We start from the raw sequence: 17,173 nt of genomic DNA, 5'->3' as shown, positions 1-17,173 counted from the left end.
TGTTTTGGCCGGTTGAGCAGGACATATTGCGCAATCTTGAGTATGAAAAATACATTGTTATGGAGATTACGTTCTATTAATTAGAACGGTATGCCTCTGAACTATCATCACCTGCGTTACTTCTGGGCGGTCGCCCATGATGGCAACCTGACCCGGACAGCCCAACGGCTGAACTTGTCGCAATCCGCGCTGTCTGTTCAGATCAAAGAGCTTGAGGAACGGCTGGGTCATCCCCTGTTTGAACGTCGCGGGCGCAAGCTGCATCTGACCGAGGCCGGGCGTATCGCGCTGGACCATGCGGACGCAATTTTCGCGACAGGGCAAGAACTTGTGGCCACTTTGCAGGATGAGGGCAACGCGCGTACGGCGCTGCGAGTTGGTGCGCAGGCGACCTTGTCACGGAACTTTCAGATCGGCTTTCTGCGCCCAATGCTGGCGCGCTCAGATGTTGAGGTGATCCTGCGATCAGGCAATCCCAGCGAGTTGCTTGAGGGGCTGGAGACGCTGAATTTCGACCTGGTTCTCATGAATCATGAGCCTGCCAGTGACAGCTTGACCAGTTTTGAAACGCACCATCTGGCGGTACAACCCGTCAGCATCGTCGGCACGCCGGCGCGACTGGATCCGAAGCGCTCGATCCGGGATCTGTTGGAAGAGCAGCCCTTTATCCTGCCAACCACCAATAGCAGCGTCCGCACGGCGTTTGATTCGATGGCCAGCCGCATGTCGGTCCGGCCTCAGATCGCGGCCGAAGTGGATGATATGGCCATGATGCGCCTGCTCGCGCGTGAAGATATCGGGCTTGCACTTGTAGCCCCGATCGTTGTGCAGGATGAGCTGTCCTCGGGCCGTCTGGTCGAGGCCGAGGAACATCCCCGCATCAATGAAAGCTTTCACGCCGTCACCTTCAAACGTCGTTTTCCCAATCCGCTGGTGCGGGAGTTGCTGACCTATAGCCTGCCTCAGTAGAAGTGGGGCAAGTTCTTTGCGCGCGCGACGCGGACCCAATTGGGCACGAAGGGGATGATCTTGTCTTGTGAGGGCACCATCATCTCGATGAAATTCGCACCGGGATTGGCGATGGCGTCGGACAGGATGGGTTCGATATCGACCTCGGAGGTGATCCGGGCGGTTTTGAAGCCGAACCCTTCTGCAACCTTGCAATAGTCGACGCGTCCGAAATCGGTGGTCCAGGGCTCATCCACATCGTCGAGCAGGATCGCCTCACCCCTGATCCATCCAAACGTGTCGTTGCGGGTCAGGATGACGGTGATGTTCTTGCCGCTGCGCTTCAAGGTCTCCATATCGCCGATGACGAACCCAAACGATCCGTCTCCGGTGAAGGAAATGACCGGGCCGTCATGGGCATAGATCGCACCAACTGCGGCAGGCACCGAATATCCCAGCGCCCCCATCGAGTAGTTGGTGATGTAGCGCCGCCCCGGTTTGCGGAACGTCAGCAGCGCCGATGGATAGATCGCACTTACGCCGGGCTCAGACGTGACAATCGCATCATCGGGCATTATCCTATCCAACACCTGAGACAGCTTGACCGGTGAGATCGTGCCTTCGGGCATCGGTATATTCGAGTTGAAGACCTTGTCCAGCGCGGTTTGTTTTATCGGGTTCAAATCCAATGGCGTCCGTTGAAGGCCGGGATGCTCAGCCTTAAGAATTTCAACCATATATTCGATCGTTGCGCGGGCATCACCAACAAGGCCAACCTTCAGCGGGAAGGTGTTTCCGACATGAGCCTCTGCAATATCAAGGTGTAGGAAGTTTTTGGTATAGGGATCGCCATAGAGTTTCCAGTGATCCGTTCCGGCGCTGTCGGTATTTGAGCCGACGAAGAAGATTGTGTCGGCCTCAAGCAGGTACTGGTTTGAATACTCCATCCCGCCGCGGCCACCGATGACGCGCAGGGCCAGTGGATGATCCTCGGGGATTGTGCCCTTGCCGGGTGTGGTGGTGCCGACCGGGATTTGCAGCCGCTCGGCAAGTTCAAGGATCGCGTCTGAGGCTTTTGAGATCAATGCACCCTGACCACAGACAATCGCAGGTTTTTGCGCCGCCAACAGCACGTCGATTGCAGCGCGGATCTTGCTGTGATCCGCGACCGGCCGGTGTGCGGGATATGTGCTGTAGTCGGGTTCGGCATACAGGTCGGTGATCTCGGCCTCTTCCCCGAAGATGTTGATCGGCACGCGGATATGAACAGGCGCCGGACGGCCCGAGGTCGCTACGCGAAAGGCTCGCCGGATCAGGAACGGGATGTCGCGTGCATTGGTCAGAACGAAGCTTTCCTTGCAGATGCTGTCATAGAGCCGGGCTTGATCGACCCCGGTCAGCCCGTGCTTTTTGTCCTGATTGATCGGGATGTCCGAGCTGAAATAGATCACCGGCACCGAGCTGAGGAAAGCCTCAGTAATGCCCGGGGTGCAGTGGGTCACACCGGGGCTGGGCGCTTCAAGCACGGCGGGGCGACCTGTGATCTTTGCGTAAGCCTCGGCCGCGAAAGCCGCCGTGCGTTCATCGCGGGTCAGCACGAACTCAATCCCGCTATTGGCGCGCCATTCCTTGTACCAGCCAATCGTTGTCTCACCGGGCAGACCGAAAACATGGGAAACGCCGTGAAGCTCCAGCATTTTCAGGATGATCTGCGCGCCGTTCATGCGCGTCGTTTGGGGCTGGTTCATCAGGTGGACCTTCGTTGGTGGCGTGTTTCGGGCAAACCCTTTTGAGGGGGTTTGCGCACACCGCCACCATGTCTAGGCGAGGATCGGAAGTCCAGAATTTGCTTAGCCGACAGCGCCCTTGGTGTTCACGTGAACTGCGTAGACGCTGGTGGTTGCGGTGATGAACAGCATATTGCCGCGCGGGCCACCGAAACACAGGTTCGCGACGGTCTCGGGTGTCTTGACCTTGCCCAGCAGCTCGCCGTCGGGCGAGAACACATGCACCCCGTCCGCGGCTGAGCACCAGACGTTGTCGTATTGGTCTACGCGCAGCCCGTCGGGCAGACCTTGATCAATCGCGGCGAAATCGCTGGGCTTGCCAAGCTGGCCGTCTGGCTGGACTTCAAAGACCTTCAGTAAAGAAGGAACGTCCGGGTCATGGCTGCAGCCGGATTCGGCGACGTACAGGCGGCTTTCATCTTTCGAGAAGGCCAGCCCGTTTGGCTGTACGAAATCTCGTGAAACGATGGTTGGTTCCGGACGGTCCGGATCAAGGCGGAAGACAAAGCTGCCGTCTTGCTCGGGCTTGGCTTTGTGACCTTCAAGATCAGAGAGGATGCCGTAAGTCGGATCCGAGAACCAGATCGAACCATCCGAACGGGTGATCACGTCGTTGGGCGAATTCAATCGGCGGCCATCGTGATGGTCAGCCATGGTTTTCAGTTGCCCGTCATGTTCGGTCCGCACAACCGAGCGGGTTGCGTGCTGGCAAGTCACCAGTCGCCCCTCGCGATCACGCGTGTTGCCGTTGGAGTAATTCGAGTTCTGGCGGAAGAGGCTGGTGCCGCCATGCGGGGTCCAGCGATACATGTGGGCATTCGGTATGTCCGAGAACAGCAACGTTTCATGCGCGGGAAACCAAACCGGCCCCTCGGTCCAGACATGGCCCTTAGCGATCCGTGCCAGCGTGAGGTTGGTGTGGATCAGGTCGCGAAATGCGGGCCGGATGACCTCATATGTCTGTGAATGACTCATGCGCTATATCCCTTTCGGCTGGCCAGAGTGACCACGCCCACAATCACAAGCCCGGTCAAAATCAAGCGAATTCCGGCGCCCAGACCGTATGAATTCAGCATCGATACGATCAGGAACATGAACAGCGCCGCCCCCCAGATGCCGGGTACGTTCGAATTGCCTCCGCCGATGGACGACCCGCCAATTACGACGACTGCAATGGACATCAGCATGTATTCGGTGCCCATGTTCAGGTTGGCCCCGCCCGAGAAGCTGGCCAGCAGAAACCCCGCCAAGGCGGCACAAACGGCCGAGTTGACATAGATGCCAAAGCGCACCGCGTTTACCGGGACTCCGCTGAGCCTTGCCGCGCGTAGGTTTTGCCCGATGGCCGAGATCCACCGCCCTGCAATTGCGCGTTCCAAAAGCAGCCATGCGCAGACGGCCAGCGCAATGCCGACCAATGCGACATTCGGAACCCCGAACGTCCCGCCAGAGGCGAACTCGGCCAGGGGTTCCGGTGGTTTGATGCGCAGCCCCCGGTTCGACCAGATCGCCAGCGATTGGTAAAGGAACGAGGCGGACAGGGTTGCGATGATGGGCGGGATGCGCAGTATCAGGATCAGCGCAAAGTTCACGATCCCGCAACCGATGCCTATTCCGATTGCAACCAGCAGACCGGGCAGGATCAACGCAGTTTGCGTGTCCATGAACTTTAGCGCCAGTGTGGCCGCCAACGTCATCGTCGCCGGGACAGACAGGTCGATATTGCCGGGTCCGAGCGTGATCACCAACATCTGCCCGATGCCGACAATGGCCGAGAAAGAGGCAAAGGTCAGCGCCGCATAGAGCAGCGACCCGGCCCCAGACCCGGCCAGCAGGCTGGTGGCGACAAAGGTAATCCCCGCAGCAAGATAGGCCCAAAGCCAAGGTTTCTGAAAGATCGCCCTCAACGGGTTCGGTCCGGTGTCAGAGGTGGTTTGGTCACTCATGCCGAGACCTCCTTGCGGACAAAGAACAGGCGCACGGCGAGAACGAGGATCAAGATCGCGCCCTGCGCACCGATTTGCCAATCCGGTGAGAGGCGCAGAAAGGACAGGAAACTGGCAGCAAGTGTCAGTGTCAGCGCTCCGATGACGGCCCCGAAGGGAGAGATGCGACCGCCGACAAATTCGCCTCCGCCAAGGATGACACCCGCAATCGACAACAGCGTATAGCGCAGCGCGATATTGGCATCTGCTGCAGTGGTCAGCCCGACGAGGCACATACCGGCCAGCACTCCGAACAAGCCCGCCAACCCGTAAGCAGAGGCCCGCAGGCGGACGACAGACCAGCCAGCGCGCTCCATCGCGCGTTCATTGCCGCCAACGCCTTGAAGAACCACGCCCACCCATGACCGTTTGATCAGCAGATGTACGGCAAAGGCCACGACCAGCGGAGCAATCACGGCAACCGGCACCAGTGGGGTTTTGAAATTCATTAGGGTTTTCAGCCATTCAGGCGATGCTCCGCCGGGTGAAGGCAGGATCAGCACCGCTAGCCCGCCCCAAACGAAAGACATGCCCAAGGTCACGACGATTGCGGGCAATCCGCGCAGTTGGATCAAGGCCCCCAGCGCTGCATAGGCCAGAACCGCAGCAGCCAGAATGCCGTAACCCAGCAGAGGCGTGTCGTGCACGAATGTGGCCGTGACACAGGCGCAGAAGCTGACGAAGGTGCCGATGGACAAGTCGATGTCGTTGACCATGATAATCATCATCTGCGCAATGGTCGCTAGAGCCACGGGGATCGCCAGATTGAACAGTAGGTTCAGGCCAAAATAGCTCATCGCGCGGGGTTGCAGGTAGAACACGGCCCCCAACAGGACGGCCAGAGACAGAACGGGCAGCAATAGGCGCATGCGGTCGCTGGTCATCTCAGGCCTCCTGCATTTGGAAAGAGGCGTGCAGGATGTTCTCCTCGGTGATCTCATCACCTTCCAGCTCGGCTGCAATCTGACCGGCGCGGAACACGAAGACCCGGTCACATTCGAGGATTTCGTCGGTCTCGGTCGAGTACCACAGGAAGCTGCGGCCTCTTGCGGCTTCTGCCTGGATCATCTGATAGACGTCTTTCTTGGTGCCCACATCCACGCCGCGCATCGGGTCATCCATCACAACAATCGGCGCGGAGGAGGCCAGCGCGCGGGCAAACAGAACCTTCTGCTGGTTGCCGCCCGAAAGGGAAAGGATCGGGTTCAACAGGTTGTCTGTGCGAATGCCTATACGGTCTTTCCAAGTCTGAACCATGTCCGCCTCATCGCTTCGATCCACCATCACTTTCTGGCTGAACTCGGGCAGGGTTGTCAGCGAGAGGTTTCGCATGATCGACCAGAGCGGCATCAACCCGTCACGGGCGCGGTCTCCGGCGACAAAGACCACCTCGGGCTGGCGCGCGGATTTCCATTTTGGGGCGTGGTCGAAGTAGATTTGCGCTAGTGCTTCGGCCTGTCCGTGACCTGCAAGCCCGGCCAGCCCGACAATCTCACCCGCGCGGGCGTTCAGCCCATTTGCCGCCCGTACAACCTCGGCCCCGAGGGTCCGATCTGCCCGCCCGGCGCCCGAGGTGTCTTCATCTGGCGCGACATGCCCCATCGCATCCACGATCGAGGCTCGGGTGAATTGGCTGGCAGGTTGGTCATCAACGATCTGGCCATCTTTCATGACGATGATCCGGGTCGAGACTTCGAAAATCTCACCCATCATGTGCGAGATGAACAGCACCGCACCGCCTTTGGCGCAGAACCGTTTGATATGGTCCAGCAATTGTTGCGCGATGGCGGCGTCAAGGGACGAGGTCGGCTCGTCCAGAATAACAAGGCTGGGTTCTCGGTCGCGGTCGGCAAAGGCGATGGCGATCTCGACCATCTGACGCTCGGCTATAGTCAGGTTTCCGACCGTTGCGCGGGCGTGGATGCCATGACCCGGAAAGACAAGGTCCAGCGCGTCGAGCATCTTTTGCCGCGCAACCCGCCGCCAGGCTTTGCGCGGCATGTTGCGATAGGGAATACGCAGGTTCTCCAAAACGGTCAGGTTCGGGCAGAGCGACAGCTCCTGAAACACGCTACGAATACCTGCATTCTGCGCGTTTAGACTGTTGCGTAGGGCAGGATCTGCGTTCCGATGGTGAACGGCGCCCTGAGTTTGCGTGAGGCGGCCGTTGATCACATTCGCCAGCGTGGATTTCCCGGCCCCATTGTGGCCGACCAGTCCGACGCATTCTCCTGCGCTGATGCTCAACGTCGCACCACGCAGGGCAAGAACAGGCCCATAGGACAGATGGGCCTGCTCCAGAGAGACGACCGGAGCGGCGGTGGCTCCGGGTCCCGTATTCTCGTCGGTCTTCACGCGCTTACTGGGCCGACGCGATGACGTCTTTGGCCTGATCCTGCGTGTATTCCACGTTGGCGACCGAGCCCTTGGGCGTTGTTTTCAGGGCATCTTTCAAACCGGCCTGATCGATTCTCAGGAAGGGTACGGTCAGGTCCTTCGGCACCTCTTGCCCGTCCAGAATCTGCTGGGCGACCCAAAAGGCCAGCGTGCTGACGCCCGGCGCAATCGACAGAGAGGTTGTCTGATACCCGTTTGCGTCCTGCTCATCTGACCACCACTGAAGTTCGTCCTGACGGTTGCCCATTACGATGGTCGGCATTGGACGATCCGTGGCCCCGATGGCCTGCGCGGCCCCATAGCCGTCACCACCCTGGGTTACGACGCCCACGATCTCGGGCAGGCTGGGCAGGATACCGGCGACGGCCTTCTGCGCCACATCCTGCGCCCAATCCCCATGGACCGAGCCAACGATCTCGAAATTGGTGTTCTTCACCTCATCATGAATGCCTGCGCTGATCTCGTCATCGACGAACACTCCGGCCAGACCGCGGATTTCCAGCAGGTTGCCGCCATCAGGATAACGCTCGGCCAGGTATTTCACCTGCTCGCGCCCCATTTGCTGAAAGTCGACCGCAATGCGCCACGCGCAGGGTTCCTGAACGATGCCGTCGAAGGACACAACGGTGATACCCGCATCGCACGCGGCCTTGACCGCGCCATTGATTGCGGTGGGTGAGGCGGCGTTGATCACAATGGCATCATAGCCCTGCAGGATCATGTTCTGGATCTGAGCCGCCTGTTCAGTGGCCTGATTTTCCGAGGTCGTAAAGGCGTCAGCAGCGGCGACAACACCATCCGCGACGGCTTGATCTCCGTTTTTCTGCCAGCTTTCCAGCATGGCTTGCCGCCACGAATTACCTGCATAGTTGTTCGACAGGGCAATGCGTTTTTCGGATGTATCCGCTTCGGCAGCCGGGGCTGTCAGGGTGATGATCCCGGCCGCAGCGCCGAGCAATATGGCCTTTAATGTCATGTTTTCCTCCCAAAGCGGCCCAAGCGCCGCACGATTTTGGTGCCAGCCTGACGGGGCCGACGCGCCTAAAATTCCCAAAGGACACGCGCAAAGTAAGAGTAGGACGCGCGCATTCCTTGCGGGTTCCCGCAAATAGGCTGCGGCGACCCGCATGACACTCGATCCGCTGGTCGATATACTCGCCCATGCCGGTTGCGGCATGCTGGCGCTGCGAAAGAGAACACATGGCCGATCTTGCCTATTACTTGCGGATTTCGAACCATCTGGCGGGCAATCTGGATATCAAATCCGCATTGCGGTCGGTCAAATCCGAGATCGTGCGCATTCTGGAAATTGACCATCTGGATGTCTGCCTGATCGACGAGGAAGGGCGGCTTAACACAAGCTATGAGGTCGGCCTGCGCACCAGTTGGAGCCGCACCCGCGCCCCGGTCGAGGTCTCGCCCGTGCGCGATATCCTGCGGGGAGATTGCGACTACATGTTGACCGGAAACGCGCCGGAGGACCCGCGATATGTGTTCGAAGGCGGGGACTATGATCCCATCCTCAAACACAATATGCGCAGCCGCGTGAATGTGGCGATGAAAGTGCTGGGCCGCACGATCGGATCGTTGAACTGTTCATCCCAAAAGCTTGATTTCTATGATGAACAAGCCGTCGAGCAAGTTCGCAATATTGCCGACATTCTGGCCCCGTATTTCTATGCTCTGCGTGCGAATGAACAGGCTCGGCGCGAGGCGATCATGCGGACCGAGGTGCAGGCGCGGGAAGAGGGGCTGCGGCTTGGGGCCCTCAGCCTGACAGACGCGCTAGAATTGGAACGCCAACGGATTGGGATGGATCTGCACGATCAGACTCTGGCCGACATGACGCGGATCAGCCGGGATTTGGAGCGGTGCGAAACGCCTCAGGACTTGGATGGGCTGCGCAGCAGTATGAGGAACTGCATTCAGGGCCTGCGTGAAATCATCGACACCTCGATTCCATCCCTGCTGGAGCTGTTCGGCTTTCAGCATGCCGTACGGACCCATCTTGAACGCGCGATTGACCCGGATGAAGGGGTCGAGATTGACGTTCGTGACCTGTCCGGCGGGATGGTCGACCGGCTGCCGCAAACCAAGCGCATCGCCTTGTTCCGTATCGCACAAGAGGCCATCAACAACGCGGTCCGGCACGCCTCGGCCAGTCGGATTGAGGTCGAGATTGTATGTCAGGACGGGCTGCGCCTTCGCGTGCAGGACAATGGGCGCAGCATGGGAGCGATTGAAATCCGGCAGGCCTCGGGCGGGCTGACGCATATGCGCACCCGCGCCCGGCTGATCGCGGCGCAGTTTGACATCCGCTACAATAGCGGGACCGAGATTACGGTCTGCCTACCAGCTTCTGAATGCCCGAAAACCGAGGTGTTGGCATGAAGGTTCTGCTGGTCGAAGACGATGCAATGCACGCGAACTACCTGCGGGAGCTGGTTCAGGATGCCTTGCCCGAGGTGACCGATCTGAGCCTCGCCTCGAACGGCCGGGAAGGGGAAGAGCAGGCCCGACAGAACGGTGTCGAGGCCATTGTCATGGACCTGCGCATGAAAGAGCGCAACGGGATTGAGGCCGCGCGGACGATTTGGTCGGAACGCCCCGCAACCCGCATTCTGTTTTGGTCCAACTACTCGGATGAGGCCTATCTCCGCGGCATTGCGCGGATCGTTCCGAAAGAGGCCGCCTATGGCTATGTTTTGAAGACGGCCAGCCCCTCGCGAATGCATCTGGCTTTGCGTGCCGTTCTGATTGAGGCGCAGATCATGGTGGATCGGGAAATTCACCAAATCCAGCGGGAACAGAGCCGCTCGGGCGAGGCGCTGACGGAGGTTGAGCTGGCAATCCTATCCGATCTCGCCCTTGGTTTGCCCGACAAAACCATCGCGCTGCGTCGTAAGCTTGCCCTGAGGACGGTGCAGAACCGGCTACTGTCGATCTATGAAAAACTGGATGTGGGCGATCTGCCGGTGGATGGCAACGATATCGCGATCAACAAACGTGTCCGGGCTGTCTCAAAGGCCATGACCTCTCAGATACTGAATCGCGAGAGCATCTTTTCGGCGGAAAATGAGTTGGGCAGTTGGCTTGAGCGTCGGCAAAACTTGGGATGACGGTCGTGCTAGTCAGATCGTGAGGATTTGAATAGGTAGAGGAACACGAATAGCGACCCGATCGAGGTTGTAACGATCCCCACCGGCAACTCTTGCGGGGCCAGAAGCAGCCGAGACAGAATGTCTGAAAGCGTCAGCAAGATGGCCCCGACGACGGCAGATGTGATCAAGAGATTGCGGTGGAGCGTTCCGGCGATACCTCTGGCGATGTGCGGAACCATCAGGCCTACAAAGCCGATCACGCCCGCCACCGAAACAAAGCTAGCCGTGGCCAATGCTGCCACCAAAAACATCCGAAACCGCAGGCCTTGAACTGGAATACCGAGTGTTGAGGCCGTGAAATCCCCCGTAAGAAGAGCGTCGAGCCATCGGCTGCGATAGAGGGAATAGCCCAGGATCAGAGCCAGCCCCAGTACGACAAGGGGGAAGGTCTCCCACCGGGCCAGACCAAGGCCGCCCAGCATCCAGAAGATGACGGAATGCGCGGCGCGGCTGTCGCCTGCAAAAATCAGATAATTGGTGATGGCCGAAAACAGGAAAGATACAGCCAGGCCGGCGAGGATCAGTTTCTCTGGCGCACTGGTGCGAAGGCTCTGAACCAGGGCCAGAACAATGCCGGACGCGATCAGGCCTCCGCAAAAGGCCGCAAGCGGCAGGGTCCAGACGCCCAGAACATCGCCTGTCACAGTGATGACCAGAACGGCACCCGCAGCGGCCCCGGACGAAAGGCCAAACAGAAACGGGTCAGCCAGGTCGTTGCGCGTTGTCGTTTGCAAAACGACCCCGACAACACCCAGCCCGGCCCCAATCACCGCCGCAAACAACGCGCGGGGCAGGCGCAAGTCAAAGACAATCCGGTGCAGAGGGGACATGTCGCCCTCAGTCACGCCAGTCCCCAGCCCAATCGCGGTGAAAACCTCGGCCAAGGGGATCGGGGTGGTGCCATAGATCGTCGACAGCAGCAAAAGGGCGGTCAGAATGACCGCCCCCAGCAGGACCGCCTGGCCCGTTTTCGTCATCTCAGCTGTTACCCCGGTGCATCGCCGTTGCCATCTTCTCGATCGCTTCGATGTTTGCCGGTCCCGGTGTCAGCTCTTCGTAGCGCAGGCCGATCCAGCGCTCGTTCTTGACTGCATCGGTCTGCGACATCACCGGATGTTCCTGCAGGAACTTAAACGTATCTGCCGCGCCATTGCCCGTTTGGTAGTCCAGCAGAACAAGGAATTCGGGGTTCGAGGCGGCGACAGCCTCCCACGAGGTGCGGCCCCAGCTTGTGTCCATGTCATGGGTGACGTTGACGCCGCCTGCGGCTGAGATCATCGCGTCGGGAATGGCATATTTGCCAGCGGTAAAGGGCGCATCGGCCGGACCGTCCAGCAGGAAGACACGGGGTTTTTCCAGATCGGCGGTTTTGGCTTCGATCGCGGCCAGTTGGTCTTTCCAGCCCGAGACCAGCGCGTTCGCCTTGTCCTCGACATGCATGACCGTGCCCAGACGCAGAACGTCGTCAAACAGCAGGTCCATGCTGGCTTCGGGACGGTCTTTGTTCAGGTGAATGCAGCTTTCGGTCAGCACCATGGTCTTGATGCCAAAGGGCTCCAGCGTGTCAGGGGTGACGTCCCCGCCGGGTTTCATTCCGTAATACCAACCGGCGAAGAACATGTCGGGTTCGACCGCGACGAGGTTTTCGACCGTCGGGTATTTCGGAGCGAGTTCGGGAATGTCGCCGCGCTGCGCGTCGAAATCGGGGCTGGTCTTGTACCAGCCGGTGATCCCGGTCAGGCCAACGATGCTATCCTGAAGGCCCAGTGCAAAGGCCATGTCGGTCATGTTCATATCATGAACCACGATCCGCTCGGGCTTGCTATCGAACACCAGAGGTTCACCGCAATTGTCGACGGTGATCTCTTGCGCGGCAGCGCCGCCCGCCAGCGCGCTTAAGACCGCAGCGGACAAGAGTTTCAGTTTCATCAATCTCTCCTGTTAAGATGAAAGCTTTCGTTTTCGGATGTCCAGCGCGGGGATCACGCGTCCTTCGTGCTGGAAACACAAATAGTCAACACCAAAAGTCTCGCGCACGCGGTCCGGCGTCAGAACTTCGGAGACCGGGCCGAAGGCCGTCAGTTGCGCGTTCTTCATCAGGGCGACGTGGCTGGCGAATTCGGGGATCATGACTAGATCGTGGACGATCATCACAACCGTCACGCCCAACTCGGCGACCAGAGACAGCATGTGCCCCTTGGCATCCGGGTCCAGATGGTTGGTCGGTTCGTCCAAAAACAGCAGCGAGGGGTTCTGCGCCAAAGCCCGTGCGATATGAGCGCGCTGGCGCTCTCCGCCGGACAGTTTTGCCATCTGTTTGCCGGCCAGATGGGACAGCTCGGTGGTGTCGAGCACGCGCTGCAGGTCCGTTTGAAGAGCTTCTGCGGATTTGTCGGCCCTGATCGGGATTTGCCCAAGGGCCACATAGTCGCGCAGGTGCAGCCGCCCGTCGGGTACTTCCTGCTGGCCGACAACGGCAATCCGTCTGGCCCGCTCCAGCGAGGACAGTTTCCGCAGGCTTTGATCCTGAATACGCACATCGCCTAGCGCCAGTTTTGCGACCCCGCACAAGAGGTTGAGCAGCGTCGTTTTGCCCGCCCCGTTCGGGCCAGCGACGGCCAATATCGCGCCTTCCTCAAGCGAGAACGAGGTGTCGCGCAGCAGAACATCGCCGTTCAGGGCGTAATATTCCAGATTTTCAGCGACCAGAAAGCTCATGCCGTGCCCTCCGGTGGCAGGCAGGGCATGCGCGACAGGGTTTTGGTATAGAGCGCCAAAGGACGGGTCGAGGCGCTGGTCCAGCCATTCTCACTGTCGCGAAATTGATGGGCGAACTCAGCCAAAGCGCTCAGATCAGCAGGGGATTGAATGTCGCCGAACAGATATTGCGCCTTGCCATTGGCCTGCAGCCCGACGGTCATCGGGCGATCACACCCGGCCATACAGTCGATCAGGCGTGTCGAGAACCCTTCGGGCAGCTGGCGGTCCAACGCTTCTTTTGCCTCGTGCGCAGGGATCGGCCCATTGCAGGTGCCGCATATCAGGACGAAATGATCAGCCATGGCACGCGTCGCCGACTTGAACGAAAGCCGATTGAAGGCAAAAGCCATGAGTTGCATCAGCACGCAGATGTGCCATCGAGCCTCCTTCCGGGACACCCCGCCCCGGGTTGGTTAAACTGTGATGGCAGGTCTCCTGACTTGCGGGTCATTGCTCGGCCAACCTTCCCGACCTTTGGGGCCAGTGGTTTTGTGGCGTCGCTCTCCGCTTACAGTTGCGGGGGCAGTCACGGCATTGGCCTTTGGGCCGCACCGTATTCCCATTTTCATCCCTCAGACACAGGCCGTCGGGAACCATCCAGAGCAGCTAGTCTGCTCACGCTCCTATTGTCAAGCACAGGAATCGCGCTAGCGGACCACACGCAGGATCGGCCTGCGCGCGGGTTGGCCCGGTCCGACGCCATTTGTCGGGAACTGGCTAGCCAGGGTCAAACCGGCCTGTATCAGATGGGCGTCCGGATAGCCTCCGGTCAATTCGTTCAAGGCATCGCGCGCTGCCGGAGTTTCGTCGCGGCGCATGTGATGCAGCATCCGGAGCAGGGCGTGCTCGTCACATGTCAGTTCTTGCCGTGTTTCAGCACAAAGCGGGTCTTTGAAGGCCAGACCCAGAGGGCGGGTGTGTAGCGTGGCCTTGATAATCTTGAAGACCAGATGCGCCAGAACAAGCCCCTGATCGCGCCCCCAACGCTCGGTCGCTACCGAAAAGGCATGTTGCCAAGCCTGTGTTTCCGGCTCTGTGAAGCTGAGGATGAAGTGCCGCATGACAGGCAGCAAACCGCGTTCGAAACCGTCAAATTCGATGCGGGGCAGTGTGTGGTTGGATGCCGAGTGTTTCATGCGCGTTCCCTTTTGGGGTCGAGGGCTTTCGCGGCCAATGGGTGGACGTTTTGCGGAAGCGTATTGGGATCAACTGGCGTTTCAAGACGCGGTGATGCAGCGCGGACGGAAAAGCTGAGATCAGCCTCAATCGCCTGCCTCAGTTTTGGTTTCAATGCGCAGCCATGGCGACTGGCAACAGCGTCCATGGCCAACAGATCGGCGAGGGATTTTCGCATGTCAGGTTTTCTTTCGGTCGCAAAAATGGGACCGGGCGATGATTCCAACGGAATCTGACTGGGTCAGCCATTAACTGACTAAATTAGTCAGAAAATGCAAGCGCGAAATTCTTAATGAAGTCAGTAGTCGGCAACCAACAGGAAATCCGGCGCTGCATCTTCTTCGATTGTTGCAAAGCGGGGGATCGGGTCTTCAAATACGTTGTCCGTCCGGTCGTCATTCACGGTTGAGACTTCGCCAATCAAGCAATCCCCACCTTCCGCCCAGAAGGCATGCCAGATGCCGGGCATCAAGGTCACGCTCTGACCTGGCTTCAGGCGCAGATGCTCTCCGGGCCCTATGGTGACAGGGCAGGCATCGCTGGGAACAGTGACTGGGGTATCCCGGTCGATACCGCCATCGGGGTCCGAGGCATAGATTTCCATAACCAGATCGCCGCCGCCTCGGTTGATGATGTCCTCGGCTTTGACGATATGGCGGTGCATCGGCGACAGCTGTTTGTCGCGAGAGATCAGCAGCTTTTCGGCATAGAGCATACCGCGCCCCCGGCTCAGATCGCTGACGTTGCCGTTGCGCAGGGTGAACAGGAACAACCCAAGTTCATCGAACTTGCCTTGACCATAGTCGGTGATATCCCAACCTAGCCCATGGGCACGGATACTTTCCGCCTGAGTGTTGCGCATCTGCTCAGGTGTCCAATCTGCAAAAGGCGGCAGAACGGCACCAAATGAACTGATGAATGCCTGGGCTTCGGTCTTGATACGGTTGATTTCGGATCGTTTCATCTCGGACTCTTCGTAGGGCTATAATTCATGCGACCAGGGCGGGTTGGCCCCGGCGCGCGAGACGGTCACAGCAGCCACCTCTGCGCCCAAGGTCAAGGCGTCGCGTAGCGCATCCGGGGACAGTGCTTTCAATCCGGGCTTTGTCAACTGGCCAGCCCGTTCCAGCGAGGCCAAAACCCCGGCATTGAACGTGTCCCCCGCGCCAACCGTATCCACAACTTGCACCGGTTTGACTGGGACTGAGACCACAGCACCGTTGGCCTGATAACCTGAAGCGCCCTCACTTCCGCGGGTGACGATGACGGCAGAGGGGCCTGCTTGAAGCAGCAAAGGGACTTTTTGATCATGGCTTTCCGGGCCAGGGATGATCCAGTCCAGATCCTCATCCGAGACTTTGACGATATCGGCCTGTTCAATCATCTGGTTCAACCGCGTGCGGTAGCGGGTCTGATCCTGTATGAAACCGGGTCGGATATTGGGGTCCAACATCACAGCACAGTTCGCGCCATGTTGCGCCAGCATCGCGGCATAGGCATCCGCGCAAGGCTCACAGGCAAGGCTGATGCCACCAAAATACAGCGCTGAAACCGCGGGGAGTTGGCGCGGCATATCCTCGGCCCGTAGCATCCGACCCGCCGTGTTTTCATCGACAAACGTGTATGTCGCGTGGCCATCTTTCAGTTGAACAAATGCTAGCGTGGTCGGCCTGTCCGAGGCAATCACATGTGTCGTGTCCACGTGGCTGGCCCGCAGGTCATCAGCCAATTGCCGCCCGAACATGTCCGAGGACAGACCGGTCAGCAGGCCAACCGGCGCGCTCAACCGGCCCAAAGCAATAGAGGTATTGAATATGGCGCCACCGGAATGGGGAACGAAACCGTCCCGCCCGGACAGGGTCGGTTCGGCAATCATGTCGATCAGGGCTTCACCGCAACACAGGATCATCCCACATCCTCTTCCAAAATACGCTCAGTTATCGCTGAAGCGCATTTTTACAGAAGTTGTTAGCGCCAACAATGCCAAATTCGGCCTGTTCCGAGATATAAAGGTTCATCGACTGCCGCAACTCACTGAAACGTCCGCCTGCATTGAACGCGTTGCGGAAGGTTTCGCCAAACATCCAGCGGTTTTTCTCGGCGACGCCGCCTACAAGGAACACGCCACCGGCAGGCATCACGGTGACGGCCATATCACCCATCAACGCACCCAGATGGCTGATGAACAAATCTGCGGTGCGAACGGCGACCGGGTCCTTGCCGTCGCGTGCGTCCTGCAGGATATCTCGGGCAGTGCGAACTGGAGGCTGAGCTTGCCCAGCCGCCATGCCTGCGGCCCGATACAGGATTGGCAAGCCGGTTCCGCTGAGGAACATTTCGGCCTCAAGCACTAGGCTGTCGTCGAAAAAGCATTCGGGTGCCAGATGGCGGGCGGCGTCGAAGATATCGACCTCATCCCGCGTGCGCGGGGACAGGCCCACATGGCCGCCTTCGCCTGAAACGGTGTGGAAATGCCCCTCAGAATAGAGCAGTGCACCGACACCCAAACCGGTTCCAGGCCCGACGACCAAACGCGTACCCATCGGCGGAGTGGCAGAGCCTTGCAGGACGGATACGTCAGCCTCTGTCACTTCGGCCACGGACCAGGCTGCTGCGGTGAAGTCATTGATCACATAGGTGTTGGCGGCCCCTGTCGCCTTGGCCAGGGCCTCCTCGGACAGGTCCAAATTCGCGTTGGTCAGTTGGATGCGCCCGTCGCGCACCGGTCCGGCCCCAGCCGCGACCACGGCTTGTGGCGCGGTGCCAACTTCATCGCGTATATGATGCAACGCGTCCAGCAGATCGGGCAGGGTGCCCGTCGGGTGTTTGTGCAATGCGGTCAGCTTACCATCAGAGACAATGCCCAGACGCGTATTCGTACCACCTATATCGGCCACCAATGTCCAATGTGGGCGCAAAGACCCGGACGGCTGGCGATAGGCCTGCCGGTCGGCGGCAC

18 protein-coding genes and 1 riboswitch are annotated in these 17,173 nt (G+C 59.3%); of the genes, 3 read left to right on the top strand and 15 right to left on the bottom strand.

Annotated features, from left to right (window positions below; translation table 11 throughout):
* Nucleotides 1–90: 90 nt before the first annotated feature.
* Nucleotides 91–969 (top strand): LysR family transcriptional regulator, encoded by an 879-nt coding sequence (locus ACR0KL_RS05585; protein WP_480776716.1) that lies wholly within the window; start codon nt 91–93, stop codon nt 967–969.
* Here ACR0KL_RS05585 and ACR0KL_RS05580 read toward each other — a convergent pair.
* The 6 genes from ACR0KL_RS05580 to ACR0KL_RS05555 all read right to left on the bottom strand — a co-directional run bounded on the left by ACR0KL_RS05580 (nt 963) and on the right by ACR0KL_RS05555 (nt 8,093).
* Nucleotides 963–2,696 carry a thiamine pyrophosphate-binding protein gene (locus ACR0KL_RS05580; RefSeq protein WP_480776715.1) on the bottom strand — a complete coding sequence of 578 codons (1,734 nt, stop codon included), beginning with the start codon at nt 2,694–2,696 and terminating at the stop codon, nt 963–965. The two genes, ACR0KL_RS05585 and ACR0KL_RS05580, sit on opposite strands and share 7 nt — an antisense overlap.
* A 102-nt stretch (nt 2,697–2,798) precedes the next feature.
* Complete coding sequence (locus tag ACR0KL_RS05575; protein ID WP_170679919.1) at nt 2,799–3,710, bottom strand: SMP-30/gluconolactonase/LRE family protein; 912 nt, start codon at nt 3,708–3,710, stop codon at nt 2,799–2,801.
* A complete protein-coding gene (locus ACR0KL_RS05570; protein WP_480776714.1) occupies nt 3,707–4,681 on the bottom strand; it encodes an ABC transporter permease in 975 nt (324 codons plus the stop codon). Before ACR0KL_RS05570 ends, ACR0KL_RS05575 begins: the two co-directional genes overlap by 4 nt.
* Nucleotides 4,678–5,604 carry an ABC transporter permease gene (locus tag ACR0KL_RS05565; protein ID WP_480776713.1) on the bottom strand — a complete coding sequence of 309 codons (927 nt, stop codon included), beginning with the start codon at nt 5,602–5,604 and terminating at the stop codon, nt 4,678–4,680. The genes ACR0KL_RS05570 and ACR0KL_RS05565 overlap by 4 nt, the downstream gene beginning before the upstream one ends.
* 1 nt (nt 5,605) lies before the next feature.
* A complete protein-coding gene (locus tag ACR0KL_RS05560) occupies nt 5,606–7,075 on the bottom strand; it encodes a sugar ABC transporter ATP-binding protein (protein WP_170679925.1) in 1,470 nt (489 codons plus the stop codon).
* A 4-nt stretch (nt 7,076–7,079) separates the two neighbouring features.
* Complete coding sequence (locus ACR0KL_RS05555) at nt 7,080–8,093, bottom strand: substrate-binding domain-containing protein (RefSeq protein ID WP_170679927.1); 1,014 nt, start codon at nt 8,091–8,093, stop codon at nt 7,080–7,082.
* Nucleotides 8,094–8,317: 224 nt separating this feature from the next.
* Between ACR0KL_RS05555 and ACR0KL_RS05550 the strand changes: the two genes are divergently transcribed.
* Together ACR0KL_RS05550 and ACR0KL_RS05545 are read left to right on the top strand one after the other, a co-directional pair.
* The gene (locus tag ACR0KL_RS05550) at nt 8,318–9,508 is read left to right on the top strand and encodes a GAF domain-containing sensor histidine kinase (protein WP_480776712.1); all 1,191 of its coding nucleotides are present in this window, start codon (nt 8,318–8,320) and stop codon (nt 9,506–9,508) included.
* Entirely contained in the window at nt 9,481–10,236 is a 756-nt protein-coding gene (locus tag ACR0KL_RS05545) for a response regulator transcription factor (RefSeq protein ID WP_480555177.1), read from the top strand. The genes ACR0KL_RS05550 and ACR0KL_RS05545 overlap by 28 nt, the downstream gene beginning before the upstream one ends.
* A gap of 8 nt (nt 10,237–10,244) precedes the next feature.
* Here ACR0KL_RS05545 and ACR0KL_RS05540 read toward each other — a convergent pair whose 3' ends face one another.
* From ACR0KL_RS05540 to ACR0KL_RS05500, 9 genes are all read right to left on the bottom strand, one after another.
* Nucleotides 10,245–11,255, bottom strand: coding sequence for a FecCD family ABC transporter permease (locus tag ACR0KL_RS05540; RefSeq protein ID WP_480776711.1), 1,011 nt, complete (start codon nt 11,253–11,255; stop codon nt 10,245–10,247).
* Nucleotide 11,256: 1 nt separating this feature from the next.
* Nucleotides 11,257–12,207, bottom strand: coding sequence for an ABC transporter substrate-binding protein (locus ACR0KL_RS05535; protein WP_480776710.1), 951 nt, complete (start codon nt 12,205–12,207; stop codon nt 11,257–11,259).
* Between the two features lie 12 nt (nt 12,208–12,219).
* Nucleotides 12,220–12,996 carry an ABC transporter ATP-binding protein gene (locus ACR0KL_RS05530; RefSeq protein WP_480776709.1) on the bottom strand — a complete coding sequence of 259 codons (777 nt, stop codon included), beginning with the start codon at nt 12,994–12,996 and terminating at the stop codon, nt 12,220–12,222.
* Entirely contained in the window at nt 12,993–13,340 is a 348-nt protein-coding gene (locus ACR0KL_RS05525; protein ID WP_170679937.1) for a DUF1636 family protein, read from the bottom strand. Before ACR0KL_RS05525 ends, ACR0KL_RS05530 begins: the two co-directional genes overlap by 4 nt.
* A 106-nt stretch (nt 13,341–13,446) precedes the next feature.
* Nucleotides 13,447–13,651: riboswitch (cobalamin riboswitch) on the bottom strand.
* A 34-nt stretch (nt 13,652–13,685) separates the two neighbouring features.
* Nucleotides 13,686–14,174 (bottom strand): hypothetical protein, encoded by a 489-nt coding sequence (locus ACR0KL_RS05520; protein ID WP_480555175.1) that lies wholly within the window; start codon nt 14,172–14,174, stop codon nt 13,686–13,688.
* A complete protein-coding gene (locus tag ACR0KL_RS05515; RefSeq protein ID WP_170679939.1) occupies nt 14,171–14,392 on the bottom strand; it encodes a hypothetical protein in 222 nt (73 codons plus the stop codon). The genes ACR0KL_RS05520 and ACR0KL_RS05515 overlap by 4 nt, the downstream gene beginning before the upstream one ends.
* Nucleotides 14,393–14,512: 120 nt before the next feature.
* Nucleotides 14,513–15,178, bottom strand: a complete 666-nt coding sequence (locus ACR0KL_RS05510; RefSeq protein ID WP_170679941.1) for a D-lyxose/D-mannose family sugar isomerase — start codon at nt 15,176–15,178, stop codon at nt 14,513–14,515.
* A gap of 18 nt (nt 15,179–15,196) precedes the next feature.
* On the bottom strand, nt 15,197–16,123 hold the full coding sequence (locus ACR0KL_RS05505) for a carbohydrate kinase family protein (protein ID WP_480776708.1): 927 nt from the start codon (nt 16,121–16,123) through the stop codon (nt 15,197–15,199).
* Nucleotides 16,124–16,151: 28 nt separating this feature from the next.
* Nucleotides 16,152–17,111, bottom strand: coding sequence for a glucokinase (locus tag ACR0KL_RS05500; RefSeq protein WP_480555216.1), 960 nt, complete (start codon nt 17,109–17,111; stop codon nt 16,152–16,154).
* Nucleotides 17,112–17,173: the final 62 nt, after the last annotated feature.

The sequence above is a fragment of the Ruegeria sp. C8 genome (assembly GCF_056537565.1).
Note: the sequence above shows the minus strand (reverse complement) of the source record. Positions and strands in the feature narration are given on the sequence as shown.

Bases quoted from the DNA above. Each gene is read 5' to 3' on its own strand.
- ACR0KL_RS05575 (WP_170679919.1), bottom strand. From the start codon at position 3,710: ATGAGTCATTCACAGACATATGAGGTCATCCGGCCCGCATTTCGCGAC.
- ACR0KL_RS05550 (WP_480776712.1), top strand. From the start codon at position 8,318: ATGGCCGATCTTGCCTATTACTTGCGGATTTCGAACCATCTGGCGGGC.
- ACR0KL_RS05540 (WP_480776711.1), bottom strand. From the start codon at position 11,255: ATGACGAAAACGGGCCAGGCGGTCCTGCTGGGGGCGGTCATTCTGACC.
- ACR0KL_RS05545 (WP_480555177.1), top strand. From the start codon at position 9,481: ATGCCCGAAAACCGAGGTGTTGGCATGAAGGTTCTGCTGGTCGAAGAC.
- ACR0KL_RS05515 (WP_170679939.1), bottom strand. From the start codon at position 14,392: ATGCGAAAATCCCTCGCCGATCTGTTGGCCATGGACGCTGTTGCCAGT.
- ACR0KL_RS05510 (WP_170679941.1), bottom strand. From the start codon at position 15,178: ATGAAACGATCCGAAATCAACCGTATCAAGACCGAAGCCCAGGCATTC.
- ACR0KL_RS05520 (WP_480555175.1), bottom strand. From the start codon at position 14,174: ATGAAACACTCGGCATCCAACCACACACTGCCCCGCATCGAATTTGAC.
- ACR0KL_RS05585 (WP_480776716.1), top strand. From the start codon at position 91: ATGCCTCTGAACTATCATCACCTGCGTTACTTCTGGGCGGTCGCCCAT.
- ACR0KL_RS05565 (WP_480776713.1), bottom strand. From the start codon at position 5,604: ATGACCAGCGACCGCATGCGCCTATTGCTGCCCGTTCTGTCTCTGGCC.
- ACR0KL_RS05525 (WP_170679937.1), bottom strand. From the start codon at position 13,340: ATGGCTGATCATTTCGTCCTGATATGCGGCACCTGCAATGGGCCGATC.
- ACR0KL_RS05555 (WP_170679927.1), bottom strand. From the start codon at position 8,093: ATGACATTAAAGGCCATATTGCTCGGCGCTGCGGCCGGGATCATCACC.
- ACR0KL_RS05505 (WP_480776708.1), bottom strand. From the start codon at position 16,123: ATGATCCTGTGTTGCGGTGAAGCCCTGATCGACATGATTGCCGAACCG.
- ACR0KL_RS05535 (WP_480776710.1), bottom strand. From the start codon at position 12,207: ATGAAACTGAAACTCTTGTCCGCTGCGGTCTTAAGCGCGCTGGCGGGC.
- ACR0KL_RS05570 (WP_480776714.1), bottom strand. From the start codon at position 4,681: ATGAGTGACCAAACCACCTCTGACACCGGACCGAACCCGTTGAGGGCG.
- ACR0KL_RS05580 (WP_480776715.1), bottom strand. From the start codon at position 2,696: ATGAACCAGCCCCAAACGACGCGCATGAACGGCGCGCAGATCATCCTG.
- ACR0KL_RS05530 (WP_480776709.1), bottom strand. From the start codon at position 12,996: ATGAGCTTTCTGGTCGCTGAAAATCTGGAATATTACGCCCTGAACGGC.